21 protein-coding genes are annotated in these 16,570 nt (G+C 57.2%); 12 read left to right on the top strand and 9 right to left on the bottom strand.

What is annotated here, in order from left to right; genetic code table 11:
• Positions 1-84 precede the first annotated feature (84 nt).
• Positions 85-1,311, bottom strand: a complete 1,227-nt coding sequence (locus IEY52_RS21820) for a sensor histidine kinase (protein WP_189006975.1) — start codon at positions 1,309-1,311, stop codon at positions 85-87.
• Positions 1,308-1,988, bottom strand: a complete 681-nt coding sequence (locus IEY52_RS21815; RefSeq protein ID WP_229684913.1) for a response regulator transcription factor — start codon at positions 1,986-1,988, stop codon at positions 1,308-1,310. Before IEY52_RS21815 ends, IEY52_RS21820 begins: the two co-directional genes overlap by 4 nt.
• A 299-nt stretch (positions 1,989-2,287) precedes the next feature.
• Here IEY52_RS21815 and IEY52_RS21810 point away from each other — a divergent pair, with 299 nt between their 5' ends.
• Positions 2,288-2,767, top strand: a complete 480-nt coding sequence (locus tag IEY52_RS21810; protein WP_189006973.1) for a DUF6326 family protein — start codon at positions 2,288-2,290, stop codon at positions 2,765-2,767.
• Positions 2,768-2,971: 204 nt separating this feature from the next.
• Here the strand turns inward: IEY52_RS21810 and IEY52_RS21805 are convergent, their stop codons facing one another.
• The 3 genes from IEY52_RS21805 to IEY52_RS21795 all read right to left on the bottom strand — a co-directional run bounded on the left by IEY52_RS21805 (position 2,972) and on the right by IEY52_RS21795 (position 4,688).
• On the bottom strand, positions 2,972-3,340 hold the full coding sequence (locus tag IEY52_RS21805; RefSeq protein WP_189006971.1) for a hypothetical protein: 369 nt from the start codon (positions 3,338-3,340) through the stop codon (positions 2,972-2,974).
• A gap of 211 nt (positions 3,341-3,551) precedes the next feature.
• Complete coding sequence (locus IEY52_RS21800) at positions 3,552-4,157, bottom strand: sensor histidine kinase (protein ID WP_189006969.1); 606 nt, start codon at positions 4,155-4,157, stop codon at positions 3,552-3,554.
• A 150-nt stretch (positions 4,158-4,307) separates the two neighbouring features.
• On the bottom strand, positions 4,308-4,688 hold the full coding sequence (locus IEY52_RS21795) for a hypothetical protein (RefSeq protein ID WP_189006966.1): 381 nt from the start codon (positions 4,686-4,688) through the stop codon (positions 4,308-4,310).
• Between the two features lie 589 nt (positions 4,689-5,277).
• Here IEY52_RS21795 and IEY52_RS21790 point away from each other — a divergent pair.
• Positions 5,278-5,562 carry a hypothetical protein gene (locus tag IEY52_RS21790; RefSeq protein ID WP_189006962.1) on the top strand — a complete coding sequence of 95 codons (285 nt, stop codon included), beginning with the start codon at positions 5,278-5,280 and terminating at the stop codon, positions 5,560-5,562.
• Here the strand turns inward: IEY52_RS21790 and IEY52_RS21785 are convergent.
• Positions 5,525-5,749, bottom strand: a complete 225-nt coding sequence (locus IEY52_RS21785; protein WP_189006959.1) for a hypothetical protein — start codon at positions 5,747-5,749, stop codon at positions 5,525-5,527. The genes IEY52_RS21790 and IEY52_RS21785 overlap by 38 nt on opposite strands.
• A 220-nt stretch (positions 5,750-5,969) precedes the next feature.
• Complete coding sequence (locus IEY52_RS21780; protein WP_189006956.1) at positions 5,970-6,266, bottom strand: hypothetical protein; 297 nt, start codon at positions 6,264-6,266, stop codon at positions 5,970-5,972.
• A 632-nt stretch (positions 6,267-6,898) separates the two neighbouring features.
• Between IEY52_RS21780 and IEY52_RS21775 the strand changes: the two genes are divergently transcribed.
• The 4 genes from IEY52_RS21775 to IEY52_RS21760 all read left to right on the top strand — a co-directional run bounded on the left by IEY52_RS21775 (position 6,899) and on the right by IEY52_RS21760 (position 9,313).
• Positions 6,899-7,291 (top strand): hypothetical protein, encoded by a 393-nt coding sequence (locus IEY52_RS21775; RefSeq protein WP_189006953.1) that lies wholly within the window; start codon positions 6,899-6,901, stop codon positions 7,289-7,291.
• Positions 7,292-7,709: 418 nt separating this feature from the next.
• Complete coding sequence (locus IEY52_RS21770; RefSeq protein ID WP_189006950.1) at positions 7,710-7,883, top strand: hypothetical protein; 174 nt, start codon at positions 7,710-7,712, stop codon at positions 7,881-7,883.
• 99 nt (positions 7,884-7,982) lie between these two features.
• A complete protein-coding gene (locus IEY52_RS21765; RefSeq protein WP_189006947.1) occupies positions 7,983-8,408 on the top strand; it encodes a hypothetical protein in 426 nt (141 codons plus the stop codon).
• 29 nt (positions 8,409-8,437) lie between these two features.
• A complete protein-coding gene (locus IEY52_RS21760; RefSeq protein ID WP_189006944.1) occupies positions 8,438-9,313 on the top strand; it encodes an AfsR/SARP family transcriptional regulator in 876 nt (291 codons plus the stop codon).
• Between the two features lie 66 nt (positions 9,314-9,379).
• Here IEY52_RS21760 and IEY52_RS21755 read toward each other — a convergent pair whose 3' ends face one another.
• On the bottom strand, positions 9,380-9,568 hold the full coding sequence (locus tag IEY52_RS21755) for a hypothetical protein (protein ID WP_189006941.1): 189 nt from the start codon (positions 9,566-9,568) through the stop codon (positions 9,380-9,382).
• 273 nt (positions 9,569-9,841) lie between these two features.
• Between IEY52_RS21755 and IEY52_RS21750 the strand changes: the two genes are divergently transcribed.
• The 5 genes from IEY52_RS21750 (at position 9,842) to IEY52_RS21730 (ending at position 13,773) form a co-directional block, all read left to right on the top strand.
• Entirely contained in the window at positions 9,842-10,297 is a 456-nt protein-coding gene (locus IEY52_RS21750; protein WP_189006937.1) for a DUF4383 domain-containing protein, read from the top strand.
• Positions 10,294-10,734 carry a hypothetical protein gene (locus IEY52_RS21745; protein ID WP_189006934.1) on the top strand — a complete coding sequence of 147 codons (441 nt, stop codon included), beginning with the start codon at positions 10,294-10,296 and terminating at the stop codon, positions 10,732-10,734. The genes IEY52_RS21750 and IEY52_RS21745 overlap by 4 nt, the downstream gene beginning before the upstream one ends.
• Entirely contained in the window at positions 10,731-11,087 is a 357-nt protein-coding gene (locus IEY52_RS21740) for a hypothetical protein (protein WP_189006931.1), read from the top strand. The genes IEY52_RS21745 and IEY52_RS21740 overlap by 4 nt, the downstream gene beginning before the upstream one ends.
• A gap of 68 nt (positions 11,088-11,155) precedes the next feature.
• Positions 11,156-12,307, top strand: a complete 1,152-nt coding sequence (locus IEY52_RS21735) for a HEAT repeat domain-containing protein (RefSeq protein WP_189006928.1) — start codon at positions 11,156-11,158, stop codon at positions 12,305-12,307.
• A 50-nt stretch (positions 12,308-12,357) separates the two neighbouring features.
• Entirely contained in the window at positions 12,358-13,773 is a 1,416-nt protein-coding gene (locus IEY52_RS21730) for a glycosyltransferase family 2 protein (RefSeq protein WP_229684912.1), read from the top strand.
• Positions 13,774-13,953: 180 nt separating this feature from the next.
• On the opposite strand, the gene IEY52_RS21725 is transcribed toward IEY52_RS21730, so the two are convergent.
• Positions 13,954-15,210 carry a GGDEF domain-containing protein gene (locus IEY52_RS21725; protein WP_189006925.1) on the bottom strand — a complete coding sequence of 419 codons (1,257 nt, stop codon included), beginning with the start codon at positions 15,208-15,210 and terminating at the stop codon, positions 13,954-13,956.
• Positions 15,211-15,580: 370 nt separating this feature from the next.
• Between IEY52_RS21725 and IEY52_RS21720 the strand changes: the two genes are divergently transcribed.
• The gene (locus IEY52_RS21720) at positions 15,581-16,390 is read left to right on the top strand and encodes a GNAT family N-acetyltransferase (RefSeq protein WP_189006922.1); all 810 of its coding nucleotides are present in this window, start codon (positions 15,581-15,583) and stop codon (positions 16,388-16,390) included.
• Positions 16,391-16,570: the final 180 nt, after the last annotated feature.

Raw genomic sequence — 16,570 nt, 5'->3', positions numbered from 1 at the left:
GGCTTGAGCCGGATGAGGTGAAAGCTTCAAGTCCGGTTCTGAGGGGGCGGGGAGACAGCAATGTTTCCCTGCTACCCGACCACTTCATGCCATCCCGAGCGTGATGCGCACACACGCACCAGAAGGACTGTTGAACAGTTCAATCTGTCCGCCGTGGGCCTCAATGAGTGATTTTGAGAGGGCCAGCCCCAGCCCACTGCCCCCACTTTGTCTTCCCCGGTCAGGGCTGCGGTAAAACCGTTCAAACGCCCTGCTCAGGGCCTCGGAGGTGAATCCAGGACCAGAATCCTCAACCTCAATGGTGAGGTGTTGTGCGTCCACCCTGAGCTGGATGCGTATGTTGCCGTGGGGTGGGGTGTGGCGCAACGCATTGCCCAGCACGTTGCCCAGGACCTGATACAAACGTTGCGGGTCGCCATTCACCCAAACGGGCTCGAGGGCCAGGTCCAGGTGCAACCCGATGTGCTGCCCCTCGGCTTTTGCCGTGAAATCTCCACCAACGCGCTTCAGCAAATCCTGCACCACAAAATGCTGCCGCTCAAGCCGCAATTCTCCAGCTTCAGCCAGAGAAAGCAGCTGCAAATCTTCAATCAGTTTGCCCAGCAGGTCTGCGTGCCCCAGCAGCTTTTCGAGCTCCCCTGGACTGGCTGCCAGAACCCCGTCCCTGACACCTTCAAGCCGTCCCCTGAGCACCGTCACCGGGGTGCGCAGTTCGTGGGCAATGGCGGCAAGGGTGTAGCGCCTTTCCTGCTCGAGCCGTTCAAGCGACGCTGCCATCTGATTGAAGTCTTTGAGCAGCAGGGCGGTTTCATCTTCGCGGCGCTCCAGGCTCTTGTTCAGCGAAACCCGGGCGGAGAAATCGCCGCTGGTCAGCAGGTGTGCGGCCCTGGACAGCTGGGTGAGCGGCCGGGCAAAGCGGCGTGACGACCACCAGGCCAGCAGGGAAGGCAACAACAGGGTCACCCCCAGCAGGAACAAAAAGAACCTGCCTTCCTCTCCCCGGGTCAAACTCAATTTCAGGGCGGCATCGGCCCGAATTCCAGCCTCCTGGAGGACTTGCTCGAACTGCTGGGGGGGAATCCCAAAGCGCCTGGACAGGATTTCAGTGCTGTGCTGATGGGTGCTGGTCAAATAGGCATCGAACATGATGGCCAGCACCAGAAAAACCATCAGGGCGGTCAACAGCACCAGACCCCACAGGGTGAGGGTCAGTTCGGCCCGAATCGAGTGCCAGACCCGGCCAGATTTTTCGACCCCCCTTTGTTGTGGAGCCGCCGTTCCCTGAGGTCCAGTCACACGAGGCCCTTTCATTCCAGCCTCAGGCGAAACCCCACCCCGCGCACGGTTTCAATGATCTTGGGCATTCCCGCCTGATCGAGTTTTTTGCGCAGGTTTCCCAGATGGGTGTCCATCACCCGTTCGAGCGCGTCGGAATCGGGCAGGGCGACTTCCAGCAGTTCGGCCCGGGAAAACGTGCGGTTGGGATGCCGCAGCAGGTGCTCGAGAATGCGGTATTCGGTCAGGGTGGTGTCCAGCCGCACCCCTGAAACCCGGATCCGTACCGCCACCGGGTCCAGTTCGAGTTCACCGTAGCGCAGTGGCTGGGTGCTGGTTTGCATTCCCACCCGGCGCAACACAGCTTTGACCCTGGCCACCACCTCGAGCGGCGAGAACGGTTTGACCACGTAATCGTCTGCACCCAGCTTGAGGCCGAGCAATTTGTCCAGGTCTTCGGCCCGCGCCGTCACCAGGATGATGGGGGTCTGGGCACCTTCCCGGATTTTTCGGAGCACCTCAAAGCCATCAAATCCTGGAAGGTTGACGTCCAGCAGCACCAGATCAGGGCGGGCCGCATGGTGCAAACGCACTGCACCCGGGCCGTCCGCTGCCCGCTCGGTTTGAAAGTGTTCGCGACGCAAGTATGCCTCAAGCAAATCGGCAATGTCAGGCTCGTCCTCGACAATCAAAACCAGCGGGTTTGCATTCACAGTTTTCAGTATATTCACTCTCTGCAAGGTGGTTTCAAGAAACCGTCAAGAAATCTTGGCAATCCTGCTGCGTTGATCCGTAAAACACCAACCCAGGAAACAACCTCCTGTTCTTCTGTTCAATCCTCCGATCAATCCTCCAAATTGTGCAAATCTTGTGTTTTTCCCGAAGGAATCTTGCAGCTAGAGCGGCAAACTGGGAACCAGCAGAGGGGGGTGCGCTGATTCCAGGGTTGCCCCTCACCTTGACAATTCTGCTGCTGGCTGAGCACACGAAAGCAAACGAAGGAGCAAAAAACATGACACGACACCTCCCCAACCACAGCACTTTTCAGAACCTGCAGATCCCTGTGCAAGCCAGAATCGCGGCAGCCTGGACCAGCTTCATGTTCCTTTACATCTATGTTGACATCCTCAACTTCTACAAGCCCGGCGTCATCGACGGCATCCTGAATGGCCTCATCTGGAAGTTCGACATCAGTTCGACCTTGTTGACCATCTTCCTGGTGTCCGTGTCGGTTCCGGCCATGATGGTGTGGCTCTCCATGACGCTGCCCGCCCGGGTGAACCGCGCCACCAACCTCGTCATTGCAACGCTTCTGATCCCCTACTCCATGTTCAACGCGGCAGGGGCATCCTGGGAATGGGCCGCCTTCTATGGCCTTTCCATCGGGATTGAGGTGCTGCTGCTGGCTTTCATCCTGCGCTCCGCCTGGACCTGGCCCCGCACGCATTCTGAAGCTGCCACTGTCCCGACGGTTGACCGGCTGCGACAGTAAACAGAGGCTTCTGGTCAAGTGGGTCAGGAGGGGGTTAGGGTAGCTGTCACCAGGTATCAAGTGGCCTTTTTTGCTTTTACACCACCAGCAGAACCGGAACTCCCAGGGTCATCTCAAATGACCTGGTGGGCTTTCCATTGTTCCGTGTGACCTGCCCTGACCCCACAACTTCTAGCGGTAAGCTCGATCAAGTCAAACACACCCTCAGATCTGCCGCTCTCGACCCGGCACCCGGCTCAGCACCCTGTCCACCAGACCCAAACGTGGGTTGGCCACCAGACACACGTAACCTTCAATGGGATTTGGATGCACCTGCAACACCAGCAATGTGTGCGACCCATGCCGGGCAACCCCATCCAGAATCGCCGTTTCCACCACGTCCCCACTGGCCCCCTGCATCTCCAGCAGGTCCATCCCCAGTTTCTCCCGGGCCACCTTCCTCAGGTCCTGCCCAAAAAACCCCTCCCCCTGAGGGCCAAAATGCCAGGTCAGGTCTGATAGGGTGGTGATTTCTTTTGCCATGCTGCGGGGCACATCATCAAAATGCAAAGTGCGAATGTTCGGGTGTTCCATGGGGCCCTCTCAGGGTGATCAAACAATGTCCCTCTGTTGTACGCTGTTTCCTCCCTGAAGTCTGTACAAAACCAACTGCACCTCTGACCTCTGCTCCCATGGACCTTCATGAAGCTGCAGGGATTCCCCGGCCCCTCACGGCACAGCCTTGAAAGCAGCTTTTCCCTCGCCCTTCAGACCACTCTGGGTGCACCTGAGGGGTTTCTTTTGTTCAGCTCAATTCCCGTTGGGCAGGCAGCCGGACCACCACTGTGGTGCCGACCCCCACCTTGCTTTCCAGTTGGATGGTCCCCCCATGCTCGTCCACAATCGTCCGGGCAATCGCAAGGCCCAGACCTGTTCCCCCCGGATCTTTGCCGAGCCTCTGGTGGCTGGCCCGGTAGAAGCGCTCAAAGACCTTTTCCAGGTCCTCCTCGGGAATGCCAATCCCGGTGTCCTGCACCCGCAGTTCCACTTCTGCGCCCCCACAGGTCATGCTGAGGGTGACTTTCGACCCTGGGGCCAACTCCTCAGAACCGTGTAGTGTTGCTCCCACGTCCGCACGCACGAGCAACACTGCCCCTTGATGGGATGGGCTGGCCTTCAGGATGCCTTTCACATCCTGCAAAGTGTGTCCCTGAGCATCTCTCAAAACCTGCAGGTTTCTCTGCTTGCGATCGAAAGCAAACTGCCCTTGAATCCCACCCCACACTTCTCTCGCCAGTTCCTGCAAGGAATTCCAGGGGGCAATCAGGGTGGTTCGCCAGGGCTGGATGTCTGGAAAACCTGCGATTTCTTGCAGGTCCCCTGCAGATCCAGCAACCACCAGAGGCCACATGAAAGCCTCCTGGGTGAGCAGCAAAGCGTCTCTTAAGCAAGCAAACTGCCCATCCCGAACAAAGGGGAACCCAAAACGGAACTTTTCGTGCAGGCTGCCCTGGTGACCTCGATAGAGGCGGATGTGTGTGCCTCCCAGATGCAACACCCACTAATGAACGGTCCGGGCAAGATCATAAAGCACAGGACGAAGCATCCATTGGGGCGCAACCACCATGGTTGTGGCAACTGGACTGTACAGAGGATGCACGTGCACGAAGCCTCTGTTGGCATACACCACCATTCCCGCCGCTTCTACAGGATGCCTCAACAGCACTGAAGCCCCCTCCAGGTTGCCCAGCAGGGCCTCCAGCACCCAGGCTTCGTGCTCCTCCAGCAAGCGAGACCCCACCTGAGACACCAGATCTCTCAGACACATGAAGTCACCCCTCAGTCCCGGGGCATGCCAGGGCAAGGTCAAAGTGACACTCGGGTTGTCTGGTTCCGCAAAAAGCACTTTGCGTGCCACAGCAGTGAGAGATGTGCTCTTCATGTCAACTCCTTCCAAAAAGGCACGGACTTTCGCGCTGTGTCCGTGCCTGTCATCCAACCGATGAACTGTGAATGCATTCAAGGTAGCTCCCAGGAGTTACCTGGGTGTTACCAGCAACAGTTCCGTAGATGTGTGGAGGGTGCTGTTTCGACATGTTTTGCAGGCGGGTTCTGGTTAACGAACCGCACCCCATGCGGAGGAGACCCTCACAACCTGACAGCTGCAAACCATCGTTTTCCTGAACGGAGGATGACCTGCAAAAGCCTGCTTCTCATGTGAACCTGATGGACTGGGGCTTCAGGCATTCCGCATCCATCAATTCATCTTTGTGGGCCGCATGTGCATTTATGCACTGGTGCCCAGAGGAACCACCTTGCAGGGCACAACAGGTCAACTGGAAATCCTCTCCTTACAGTGACCCCTCCGCATCATCCTTCTGGACGGTCCTGATGCTCCAACCGACATGCCACTGCACCGCTGGTGCTCTTTTGTTGCAGTGAGCTTGGAGGTTTGGGGGACCGAACCCAAACCCCTTTTCGCGTGAGAACGCCGGGAACCCCGGCGTTCTCTGCATCCTTCAGGAGGTTCCATGAACCATGAATTGTTGCTGCCCATCTTGCGTCGCCTGCTCACCGAGATTGTCCGTTTGCGGTTCAAGGACCAGTACACCCGCCATCGGCAGATGCAGGTGGACCTTGCCGACCACGACATTCGCGCCAGACTGGCGGACATGGAGGCCCTGGTCATTCCCCTGCTGGGTCTGCAGAACACTGAGCAGGTGATTCTGGAGGCCTTGCGGGAGGCGCGAGCACCCAGCCCTGATGTGCCCCTGGCTTTCAGGGCACCTGAAAGTGCTGTTCCAGCAGGTCCCTGAACACTGTAAATTCCTCATCTGTGACATACAGGATCACCTTGAAGTGGCGTTTCTGGTGCAACACGGCTTCCACATTGACCTGCTGGCCTGTGAGGGTCTCAATCCAGTTTCCAAGCGCCACCGGTTCCCACAGTTGGGAGTCTTGCTTGCTGGTGTGAAGCTCCAGGTGATGCATTTGTGGATTCATCCCTCATTGTGGATGTGCAAGGGGAAGATCTCCAAAAGGCATGATTGATCCTTCTGCAATGCTGCAAGATGGAACTCCTGAAGAAACATGATGGAAATGCGGACCCCCCAGAGCACCCGGAGTGATCTGGCATGCAGTTGGCCTGGGCCTCAAAGTCAGAGGGTCAGCAGGATTCAGGGGACAGTCTTACGCCTTTTGCCCATCTCCTGAGCCTCTTTCCTCAGGATTGCTGCACCGTGTTCTGAATGTCCACCACCATCTGGTTGATCAACGCCCCCACACCATCATCAAACGCAAAACGGGAGAACCTCAGCAGGCAACGGTCTTCATGCCACACTTCACAGGCCACAGCTTCCCCGGGGCGACTGCCAGGGTGAACCAACCTGGGGGGATGAATCACAGTTTCCGTGGCATCCCTCCACACAAAGAAATAACCGTTGTTTTCCAGGTGCTCAACAACACCCTTCTGGTGTTCCGTGAGGTGATCTTTCCAGAGTTCAACTTTGAAGTCATCCATGGCCCATCCTCTTCCCTGCACCTGAAGCCTGCAGAAATAAAGCGAGCAAAACCATCATTTGTGGAGGCAATCCATCAATGCAAGAGAATGGCCTTGTGAAGGCTCACCCCCCTCACTTGCTGGCATGTTGGTATGAAACATGAATCGACTTGTCCTTTCTCAAGCCAAACAGGAATTTCTGGCCGGAACAGGGTGCAGCAGTCCGGCTCAGGCCATCGAGTTTGGCCTGAGAACCCTGCAAGAGTGGACTTCAATCCTTGATCGCTGCCAGAGGACCTCAGAGGAGCTCAGGCATCAGGGGAAACCTCAAGGCAGACCTCCTGGTCGGTCAAAACGCCAGGCATCCTGACAGGGTCCTGGAGGGTCTGGCTTTGTTGGCAACCCTTCCTTTTCGGAGGTTGCCTGCATCCTTGAGGGTTGATTGACTTTCAGGGGCTGCGTCAGATCCTCTGAAGCTCGTTTTGCGACGCTGTCAACCTGAACATCCTTCAGCAGGAGTAACCTGCTGGTAACTCCTCCCCTTCATGCTGAAACTGTCAGGTGCGGACTCTCCGGCACCTGAGGTCTCATGTCGGGTTCTGCCCCGGTGTGCCCCAGCATGGTCTTGCAGACCTGTAAGAACAAGGAGGTGCATGATGTCCATGATGCAAAAAACCCAGGCGGTGGTTGCGCTGGTGCTGATGTTGCTTTGCAGTGCTGGAACGTTCGTGGTGTCCAATGCAGGTCGGTTGGCCCTGGGGGTGTTCCCGGTCACGGTGACCCTGATGTGGGTCTACCTGATCAGTGTCCTGCTGCTGGGCGCGGCGGTGCTGGTGAGCAGCACCTTCGCTGTGAGGGTGTCAACCTGGCTGGGGTTTGGATACGCCCTGATGGCCTTCATGGGCATTTTTACCCCGTCTCTGCTGGACCTGCCTTTGCAGGGCGGGAACCTGTGGATGCACCTGCTGGTGGCCCTGACCCTGTTGTACACCTGGTTGATCCTTCCGGACCAGACGGCAGTTCGCAAACCCGCCCATCCCGCATGAGGGATGAACCCTGCCCAATCGCCCCTCTCGGCCGGGCGGTTGGGCCCATTGTTGTACTGCATGCCCAGCAAAATCCAGACTGCAGGTCTCAAACAGATCAGGCCGTTTTTTAAATCAAACGCAGGGTTTTGAGAAGTGAATCCAAAATGTGATTCTCCTATTTATTTTATGCAAATTTATTTCATGCAAAGCGAAAATCCAACCCATGTGCCGTTCTTTGAAGCATTCTCCACCACAAAATCATTTCCGGATGCCCCACTCATATTGATGCCTTAGACTTGTTTTGAACCACCAGACAACCAGCGTTGCATGATGTCATGCACCCCTGCTGCAGGAATGAAGCCTGCACATGCGATGGGCCGTTCTGGATGAAATTCTTCATTTTCATCTGCATCCCTTTAAATTTCAGGAGGTCATCATGACCCAGCCAAAACCCGAACCCTCCATTCCTGTTCTTCCCTTAGAGCCCCGCACGGAAACCCTGCGCCGTCCGGCATCCCAGATGCCCGCAGTTCCACCGATGATGCCCGGGGAACTGCCTGAGGTCGACCCCAGAATTCAAAGAGACATCGATTTTCCCCTCAAGAGCTGAAACAGCCCCTGCCAGCCCCCCACAATTCCGGGCACCCTGTGTGCCCCTTCTTTTGAATGAGGTCAGTCGCCTCCATGAATCGAGAAAACCATGAATCCCATGCCTGCACCCTTCCAGCCGCTTGAACAATTGACCGCCAACCTGCAGAACTTTCCCGGCTTGTGCTTCCGTCTGCAAGAACAATTCAAACAGGCTGCCATTCAACACTGCTTCCACATGGCTGGAATTCCGTCCTATCAGCTGCTGTCAGATGGCACCATCGGGGTGGGTTTTGAAACCGAAAATCCCCAGTATCGACCCGATGACCTCATCGACCTGAACATGGCCCATGCCGTGCCAGATCTCTACCCTGGCACACGACAGGCCAGAATACAGGTGGCTTTCACCGAAATGGGCCAGATGTGGTTCAGGCTGCTTGATGGCCCCTGGCAGGGCCTCCAGGAAGCTGCCATGCAGTTTGACCGGGCCTTTTTTGGGATCACCTCCCCGCCCCTGGTGCACGAGTATGTGCGGGTCAAACGCTAGGAACCGGTTCATCCGGTCAAGGAGGCTTCATGGATGCGTCTCCTCCAGTCCAGCCTTTTGAAGCAGAACGTTTCAACCTGGAGGTGCAGACCCTCGGGATCACCCGTGTGCTCGTCAATGGGAATGAACCCCAGTGGCATGCCCAGGGGGCCAGAGAGGTCTTCTTTTACCTGCTTTCCCATCCTGCAGGTCGCACCCGGGATCAGGTGGTGCGTGAGGTGTGGAACGTCGAACCCGGAACCCTGATCAACACCCGCTTCCGGGTGACGGTCTTTCGGATCCGGCAGGCCCTGCACGCCCAGGACAGTGTGCTCGAGGAGCATGGGGTGTATCACCTCAATGACCTCATTGTGCAGGTCAGCGATGTGCAGCGTTTCCGTGCTGGTCTCAAAGACGTCCGGCATCACACGGATCCAGGGCTGCAAATGCAGGGGCTGAAAGACACCCTTGAACACTACCAGGGGCTTTACCTGTGTGAACTCAGCAGCGACTGGGTGCTGGGCATCCGGGCAGACCTGCAGGCCAAACAGGCCCGCGCCCTGCTGCATCTGGCCCGCCTCCTGTGTGAGCGCCTGGAGTGCAAAAGCTCCATCGCTGCCCGCCAGCAGGCCCTGCATGCCGACCCCTACCTCGGGGAGCACCACCACCAGGACCTGATGCGCTGCATGTCCCAGATGTACAGCAAGTTTGATGCCATTGAGCATTACCGCAGGTTCGTGTTGCTGCTGAAAATGGAAGTGCAAGACACCCCCATGCCTGAAACCGTGCAACTTGCAGAGGACATCAAGAACAACCTCCTGCTTGCCGTTCCCTGCGCCAGGGACACGCTGGATCTTGAACGGGGTTGCGTTCTTCGACAGTGGTGTGGACAGGCCAACTTTGATGAAACCCCGTTCCAGTCCTGATCTGAACCAGAAAAAACCCCTTGCCGTTGAAAGCAGGGGTTCTCTTTGTGGGTCACCACAATGGCATCAGGCCATGGGAACAGGAGGTGATGGGCGTCTTCGCTGCAGGATGTCAGGATGTCCCTGATCCCTGTCTTCATCTGCAGCCTTCAGGTGCCGCCGGGCGTCCTGGAAGGTGTGGTACCACCCCAGTGCGAAATAGAGCAGGATGGCACCGGCCAGGGTGCTCCCCAGAGAAATCCAGAGTGCTTTCATGTGGTCCTCCTTGGTCTGAGAGGGCGATCGGCAGGGGAGTCTTTCCCCTGTACCCTTTGACCTTAAAAGGGTGATGTTACCAGGGTGTTACCTGCTGAAATCCTCCTGCTGAGGGAACGCTCAGGCAGGGTAACTTGCTGGTAACAGGATGGACCGATCATGAAGCCAGGGAAACCTTCAACTCCATCGCTCGCTTTTTCCTGAACGCCCTTCAGAGAACCACACCAGGGTGCTGAACCCCTGCAGGAATGAACAGAAGAAAGGAAAGACCTGATGGAACATTTTGTCCGCCGTCTCGATGCCTGGGTGGCCCTGTTGCTGATGGGCCTGAGCATTCTCGCCACCTTCAAGGTGGCGGGTTCAGGCCAGCTTTTTGAAGTGTTCACGGTGAACCGCACCCTGGTGTGGGTCTATCTGCTTTCAGCCATCCTGCTGATGGGAGGCGTTCTGACCCGCGACCAGACGGCCCACACGGCTTCTGCCAGTCTGGGATTCTTTTTTGTGGTGCTGGCGGTGCTGGGCATCGGCACATCCTCTCTGCTGGACCTGCCCCTCTCAAGGGGAAACATGTGGCTGCACTTCGGGGTGGGAATCGCCCTGCTGTACGACTGGAAGGGAACGAACCGCGCCGCATCGAGGATGCCGCCTGAGACCCCACCCTTGCATGAATCCAGCAACGAATCCAGCAACGAATCCAGTGTGACAGGCTCTGCAAGGAGAAAGACATGAAAAGGTCCATGACCCCCGAAAAAAACCCCCCTCCCATGCTGTTCCTGAGCCTTCCTGAAGCGGATGTGCCTGTGGCCAGCAAACGGGTGCAGGTGATCTTTGCTGCGCCGCAGGTGAAGCAGGCGTTTCACCTGACGGGAGATGTGTCCTGCAGTAGAAATTCAGACGGCACCCTTCAGCTGTCTTTCCGATCTGAGAATCCTGCATACCACCCCAGAGACCTTGAAGACCTCGAGATGCAAGACGACATCCAGGACCTCCTGAATGCTTCAAGCCCTTCTCGCAGGGTGGAGGTGCAGGTGGCGTTCACCCTGCTGGGGCAACTGTACTTCCGCATGCCCGGAGGCAAATGGATGAACCTGCAAGCCATGACGGCTGGATTTGAGCACCTGTTCAGCCGTTCATTCAGCACCCCTGCACCCGTCAGAAAAACATGAGAAACCTTCCTGTTTACCCTCAGGGTTTCCTGATCTGCATTCTTCGACCGGAACACCTTGATGCTGCGCTGGAAGAATTGCATGCTGTGGGCCTGGATGACACCCATGTGCATTTCCAGGATCAGGTTCTGACCCACGACATGGAACGCTTTCAGCTCTTGCAGCACCTGAATTCCTTCAGTGATGTGAGCGTGATCCTGCAAGAACACCTCAAAGCCTGGGAAGAAGGGGGCCTCACCCTGGCGGTGCGCACCCCTTCTAGATCTGAGCAATTGCAGGCCCGTGACATCCTGCTGATTCATCACGGCCAGCAGATGATGTGTTTTGGCCGGGTGGTTCATGAGGTGTTCTGAACAAACCCCTCCGCTGCTGAACTTCTGACTGCAACCCCCCTGCCTGAAAAGGCCTGTGAAGGAGAAACATGTGGAGACGCATTGGATGGAATGGACTGAGCCTGGTTTCCCTGCTGATGGCTGTGACCGTGGTGGTGACCCTGGCAGCATTGATTTACGTGCTGCTCATGCCCACTTTGCAAGCCAGATCGGAAATGGTTTACCAGGTGCTGGTCCTGCTGATGCTGGTGACCCTGGTGTGCATCGTGCTGACGGTGGCCTATCAGGCCTTGTTCTTTGCCTACAGTGAAAACCGGCAGCGGCACAGAAACCGACAGCTGGACCGCTGGGCTGCCGTGTGGAATGAAGTGGTGTTCAATCATGCGCCCATCCCTCACACCCGTGATCCTCTGGCCGCAGATGGCCTGCTCAGCCTGAAAGGCACGCTGCATGGCAGGGTGGGGCAACTTTACGACCAGAGTGGTCTGCTGGCTGCAGACGTGCGGATCCTGCAAGGTCGGGGGGCGGTGTTGCAGAAAATTCAGGTGCTCGAACGCTGGACCTTGCTCTGCGAGCAAAAAACCCACTCGCACCTGCAGGCCATCAGTCACTCCACCCATCCTGAGCTCTCCTTTCTGGGCTTTGCTGCCCTGGCCCGCTCCATGGGGATGAACAGAACCACCGAACCTCTGGTGGCACGTACCTTCACCGAAGTGTTTGTGGGAGAACGTTTCAGTTCAGGTCGGCTGGAACAGCTGCTGGTGTTGCTGGGAGAACAGGGCACCCTCTTGCTCCGGCAGTTGCTGCAAGACCCTTCGGCCCGATTGCAACTGCTGGCCCTGCATGCCCTGGTCTACATTGACACCACGGCCTGTGAAGCCGAGTGCCTGGAATTGCTGTATTCGAAAGACCCGGACGTGCGGGCCTCCAGCCTGAAAGTCCTCTCCCTCAGAGGGGTGCTCCCCGGGACAGGCAGTGACACCGTGATGGGCATGGTGACGGACCCGGTGTGGTTTGTGCGCGCCCAGGCCATGCGGGCCAGTGCCCCCCTGCAAGATCAGAGGGTGCTGCAGGTGCTGTATGACGGCCTTGCAGATGCCTCCTGGTGGGTCAGGCACAACAGCGCTCAGGCCCTGATGTTGCGGGGGCCAGAAGGCCTCCACACCCTGCAAGACGCCCGGTTGCATCACCGCGACCCTTACGCCCGTGACATGGCCCACCAGCACCTGCTGGTGCTCTGACCTGTTCACCCTTCTGCCTTTGCAGGCCCATTTCAATGAATTGAGGTTCCATGATGGATTTGTCTCCCATGTTCACCACCCTTCTGCACATTCTGGAGGTGCTGATTGTTGCTTATTTCGCGTTCCTGAACATCCTGTATGCCATCAGCGTGCTGATTGCCTCCCAGGAAATGGTCCGCACGTCCATGGGAGGTCACCAGAACCTGATGAAATCCCAGCTGGAGAAAGGTTACCACCGTCCCATCAGTGTGCTGGTGCCTGCCTTCAATGAGGAACAGACCATCGAGGCTTCTGTGCGGGCCTTTCTGGGCCTCGATTACCCGGACTTTGAAGTCATCGTCATCAACGATGGTTCCAGTGACCGGACCCTGCAGGTGCTGCTCGATGGGTTTGAATTGCAAAAAAGCGAGGAGTTCCCTTCACGGCTGTTGCCCACCCAGGCCATTCACGGGGTCTACCGCTGCAGCAGGCACCCTCACCTGCTGGTGATCGACAAGGCCAATGGGGGCAAAGGGGACGCACTGAATGTGGGCATCACCCATGCCACCAGACCTCTTTTTTGTGCGGTGGATGCAGACAGCATTCTGGACGCCGAGGCCCTCTTGCAGGTGGCGAGGCAGTTCCTGGAAGACGACCACCTGATTGCAGTGGGGGGAACCGTGCGGGTGATGAACGGGTCACACGTCCGCAACGATGTGGTCCACGAAATGCAACCCCCCAGAAGCTGGCTGGAACGCATTCAGGTGGTGGAGTACACCCGGGCCTTCCTGGCTGGACGCTCCACCTTCAGCATGATGGGCGTGCTCCTGATTGTCTCGGGAGCCTTCGGGCTCTTTTCACGCAAAGCGGTGCTGGACGTGGGAGGTTACCGCACAGACACGGTGGGAGAGGACATGGAACTCGTGGTTCGCCTGCACCGTCAGATGCGGGATCAGAAACTGAACTACCAGATCCGTTACACCATGGATCCCATCTGCTGGACCCAGGTGCCCCAGGACATGGGGATGCTTCGCAAACAGCGCAACCGCTGGCAGCGGGGCCTCCTGGAAACCCTGTGGATCCACAAATCCATGTTCCTGAATCCCAGGTATGGCCGCATCGGGATGTTCAGCCTGCCTTATTACCTGCTCTTTGAGGCTTTTGCTCCTTTGCTGGAGGTGTTCGGGTATGTGCTCACCCTGGTCCTGCTGCTGGTTGGACACCTGGACCGCACATTCGCGGTGCTGTTTCTGACCATGGCCCTGCTGTACGGCATGCTGATCAGCCTGGCATCGCTGGGCATTGAAGGCTTCATGGTTCAACGCTATCCCCGGTTCGGAGACCGGGTCAAGATCATGCTGGCTTCGGTGTTTGAGCAACTGGGCTACCGACAGGTGCTGGTGGTGGAACGCCTGATTGCGACTTTGATGCTGTCCCGCAAAAGGGGCCAGTGGGACACCCAGCAAAGAAAACAAATGGAGGGATGATGCATCAAAGCCCTTCATGCAGGGGGTCCATACAGTCAAGGAAACAAACCCCTGCATGAGCCTTTTGAAAAAGCCTGCTGGATTTCAGCCGGGTCAGTTTCCTGGTTTCAGAAGAACTTTACCGCCAGAGCCTGTCCCAAACGCTGCTGGTCACTGGATGAGGTGGCCGTCAACATGGGTTCACGGGTGCTGGTGGTGAAGTTTTTTCATGAGGTACATCCGCTCATCGGCCAGCTTCAACAACGCCTGGGGGGTCTGGCCTTCCTGTGGAAAGAAGGCCAGACCCAGACTGACCCCGGCAGATTTGAAACCCTGGTGATGCACGTCCTGCATCACCAGCCGGATGCGCTTCTGGAGGGCTCTTCTGTTGCCCACGGCACTGTGCGTCAACATCACGGCAAATTCATCCCCACCCAGTCGGTAGCACACATCCCCGATCCTCATGTGCCTCCTGAGGCCCCGGGAAAAGCTTTGCAGCAACTGGTCTCCCCGAAGGTGTCCGTGCTCGTCGTTGATCTTTTTGAGGCCGTCGATGTCCAGCACCAGCACACCCAGCGGATGCCCGTGGCGGAGGGACTGGGCCATCTGGAGGTCCAGGTCCCGTTCAAACGCCGAACGGTTGGCCAGTCCAGTCAGTCCATCATGGGTGGCAGCGGTTTGCAATTGCCTCCACTGCCGACGCTTCTCCAGGGCCGTCCTCAGGGCCATCAGGGCACGTTCAAACATGTCCTGCACCCCAGTGTTCCAGGGGACACCCAGGCGGTAGGCACAGAACACCAGAGCACGTTCAGATCCGCTGGGGGTCAGGGAAAGCATGGCAACAGACTGCAGGTCTGGAGGATCAAAGCCCAGAAACAGGGGCAGGTTTTCGGGACTGTGTTGCACATGGTCATGGCAGACCGACACGCCAGTGGTGGCCACCTGCCACAAGAGGTCCCTGGCCCGCCTGGCCTGTGAAACTGGGTTCTGCGCCAGCAGGACAGAATCCTGTGGGGGACAAAGGACCATGGTGTCACCTTGTTGTACAGCCAGAAATGATCCATCGGCCTGGGCAGCCTGACTGATGTGGGCGATCACCTGGGTGACCCAGCGTTCAGCGGAAAGAGAGGGGTCTGCCAGCACGGCCATCACCTCCAGCATGGCATTCGCATGCTTCAATTCTGCTTCAAGTTGCACCCAGGTCAGGTTCTCCAGTGGGTGCAAGTGAATCAGTTGCAGCTGCCCTTTTGCCGAAGTCTCCCTCTGGTAGCCATGGGCCTTCTGGACAGCAGGACCAGTGGCGGGCAGGATGCCGCAGGAGGTTTTGCGAAACATTTCGGTGTGACTGAGGAAAAAGTCCAGCAAAGTCAGGTCCTGGACCGTGTGGTCCAGCAACTCAAAATCTCCATTGAAAATCAAGGTGATGGTTTTGGATGTGAGATCTGGATTGGAGGTCATGGAGCAACTCCCTTGAAGGCTCAGGCGGGACATCCGGAGTGGACAAAATCCCAATTCAGTCTAGGTCTTTTGTCAGGCACCCAAACGGATGCAAGGGATGATTCCAGAGAACCCTTGAAGGAAACACAGTATTTAAAGCTGCGGGCAGGCCCCATTCTAGGTGCCGTTCTGCCCAAGACGGCAGCGAAGTATTTCGCGAAAGAACGGCCGTGAAGTGCCAGTTCATTGAACGGCAACAGAAAAACTTCGCTTTACAACCCCTCCTCCCCAAAGTGGATGGCCTGGAAGGGCGGGTCCAGACAGGGAAGACATTGCAGATCAGGAAGATCCCGTATAGGGTTTTTCCCCGAAGGTTCTTACACTGTGGGCCATGACCTCCATTGCCCCAGTGGCCCCTTTGTTTGTGGATCAGGATTTTGCAGCAAGGCTTGAGCAGTTCAACACCCAGGTGGCCGCTGCGTATGTGATGGGATTGCAGAGGCTCAGTCCTGAATCTGAAGCGCAGATCCTGCCTGTGGGAGCGGGGATGGCCCTTTTGATGGGCAGGGACCACCCCATCAACCGCATTTCCGGGGCTGAATTTTCCGGGGGGACGGCCCATGAGTGGCAGCAGGCCGAAGACCTGTACCGTTCCTGTGGCCTCAGTCCTGCTGTTTCTTTTTCTTCTCTGGGAAAGCCAGAGGTGCTGCATGACCTGATGGAACGCCAGTACCGGGTGGCTTCGTTGTCTGGAAAATTTGTGCTGCCGATCCGTGCTTTCAGACCAGAGCCGCTGGCGGGTTTTAGGGTGGAACGGGTGACGGACCGGGAAACCTGGGTGCAGGCGGTGCATCTGGCCTGGGAAATGCAGTGCACGGAAGCTTCGGCACTGTTCAATGTGGTTTCCCTGGAGCGTCCTGGCACCACCTGCCTGGTGGTGCACCAGGGGGATCAAGTGGCTGCGGTGGCCTGTGTGCAGGTGCTTGACGGACTGGCTTTTCTGAATGGAGATGCCACGGTGCCTGCTTTCCGCAGGCAGGGGTTGCACCAGTTGCTGTTGCAGACCCGACTGGCCCTGGCTGCAGAGCAGGGAGCGGAATTTGCTTTGCTGGTGGCGGATGCAGGTTCTGCTTCGGCCCGCCATGTGCAGGCACAGGGGTTTCATCTGGCGTACACCCAGCTCAACCTGCAGCAGGCATGAATTGCATGATTTCATGCAGTTCTGTATTTTTTTGCAAAACCATATTCAAAAGAGACAGCCTTCTGAGGCTGCCCCTGGCGTTTTTCAAGAGCAAAAACAATGTTTTTTGACAGACCAAACAATGTCAAATGATGTAACCCTTTTGTAAATCAGCGCGGCAAAGGCATGCCTCTGGATTTT

It is taken from the genome of Deinococcus roseus (assembly GCF_014646895.1).
Taxonomy (GTDB): Bacteria; Deinococcota; Deinococci; order Deinococcales; family Deinococcaceae; genus Deinococcus_C; species Deinococcus_C roseus.
Note: the sequence above shows the minus strand (reverse complement) of the source record. Positions and strands in the feature narration are given on the sequence as shown.

Excerpts from the sequence above, each read along its gene's own strand:
- IEY52_RS21820 (WP_189006975.1), bottom strand. The coding sequence starts at position 1,311 with ATGAAAGGGCCTCGTGTGACTGGACCTCAGGGAACGGCGGCTCCACAA.
- IEY52_RS21795 (WP_189006966.1), bottom strand. The coding sequence starts at position 4,688 with ATGAAGAGCACATCTCTCACTGCTGTGGCACGCAAAGTGCTTTTTGCG.
- IEY52_RS21735 (WP_189006928.1), top strand. The coding sequence starts at position 11,156 with ATGTGGAGACGCATTGGATGGAATGGACTGAGCCTGGTTTCCCTGCTG.
- IEY52_RS21805 (WP_189006971.1), bottom strand. The coding sequence starts at position 3,340 with ATGGAACACCCGAACATTCGCACTTTGCATTTTGATGATGTGCCCCGC.
- IEY52_RS21720 (WP_189006922.1), top strand. The coding sequence starts at position 15,581 with ATGACCTCCATTGCCCCAGTGGCCCCTTTGTTTGTGGATCAGGATTTT.
- IEY52_RS21745 (WP_189006934.1), top strand. The coding sequence starts at position 10,294 with ATGAAAAGGTCCATGACCCCCGAAAAAAACCCCCCTCCCATGCTGTTC.
- IEY52_RS21780 (WP_189006956.1), bottom strand. The coding sequence starts at position 6,266 with ATGGATGACTTCAAAGTTGAACTCTGGAAAGATCACCTCACGGAACAC.
- IEY52_RS21755 (WP_189006941.1), bottom strand. The coding sequence starts at position 9,568 with ATGAAAGCACTCTGGATTTCTCTGGGGAGCACCCTGGCCGGTGCCATC.
- IEY52_RS21790 (WP_189006962.1), top strand. The coding sequence starts at position 5,278 with ATGAACCATGAATTGTTGCTGCCCATCTTGCGTCGCCTGCTCACCGAG.
- IEY52_RS21740 (WP_189006931.1), top strand. The coding sequence starts at position 10,731 with ATGAGAAACCTTCCTGTTTACCCTCAGGGTTTCCTGATCTGCATTCTT.
- IEY52_RS21785 (WP_189006959.1), bottom strand. The coding sequence starts at position 5,749 with ATGAATCCACAAATGCATCACCTGGAGCTTCACACCAGCAAGCAAGAC.
- IEY52_RS21765 (WP_189006947.1), top strand. The coding sequence starts at position 7,983 with ATGCCTGCACCCTTCCAGCCGCTTGAACAATTGACCGCCAACCTGCAG.
- IEY52_RS21750 (WP_189006937.1), top strand. The coding sequence starts at position 9,842 with ATGGAACATTTTGTCCGCCGTCTCGATGCCTGGGTGGCCCTGTTGCTG.
- IEY52_RS21800 (WP_189006969.1), bottom strand. The coding sequence starts at position 4,157 with ATGTGGCCTCTGGTGGTTGCTGGATCTGCAGGGGACCTGCAAGAAATC.
- IEY52_RS21725 (WP_189006925.1), bottom strand. The coding sequence starts at position 15,210 with ATGACCTCCAATCCAGATCTCACATCCAAAACCATCACCTTGATTTTC.
- IEY52_RS21775 (WP_189006953.1), top strand. The coding sequence starts at position 6,899 with ATGATGTCCATGATGCAAAAAACCCAGGCGGTGGTTGCGCTGGTGCTG.
- IEY52_RS21730 (WP_229684912.1), top strand. The coding sequence starts at position 12,358 with ATGATGGATTTGTCTCCCATGTTCACCACCCTTCTGCACATTCTGGAG.
- IEY52_RS21760 (WP_189006944.1), top strand. The coding sequence starts at position 8,438 with ATGGATGCGTCTCCTCCAGTCCAGCCTTTTGAAGCAGAACGTTTCAAC.
- IEY52_RS21770 (WP_189006950.1), top strand. The coding sequence starts at position 7,710 with ATGACCCAGCCAAAACCCGAACCCTCCATTCCTGTTCTTCCCTTAGAG.
- IEY52_RS21810 (WP_189006973.1), top strand. The coding sequence starts at position 2,288 with ATGACACGACACCTCCCCAACCACAGCACTTTTCAGAACCTGCAGATC.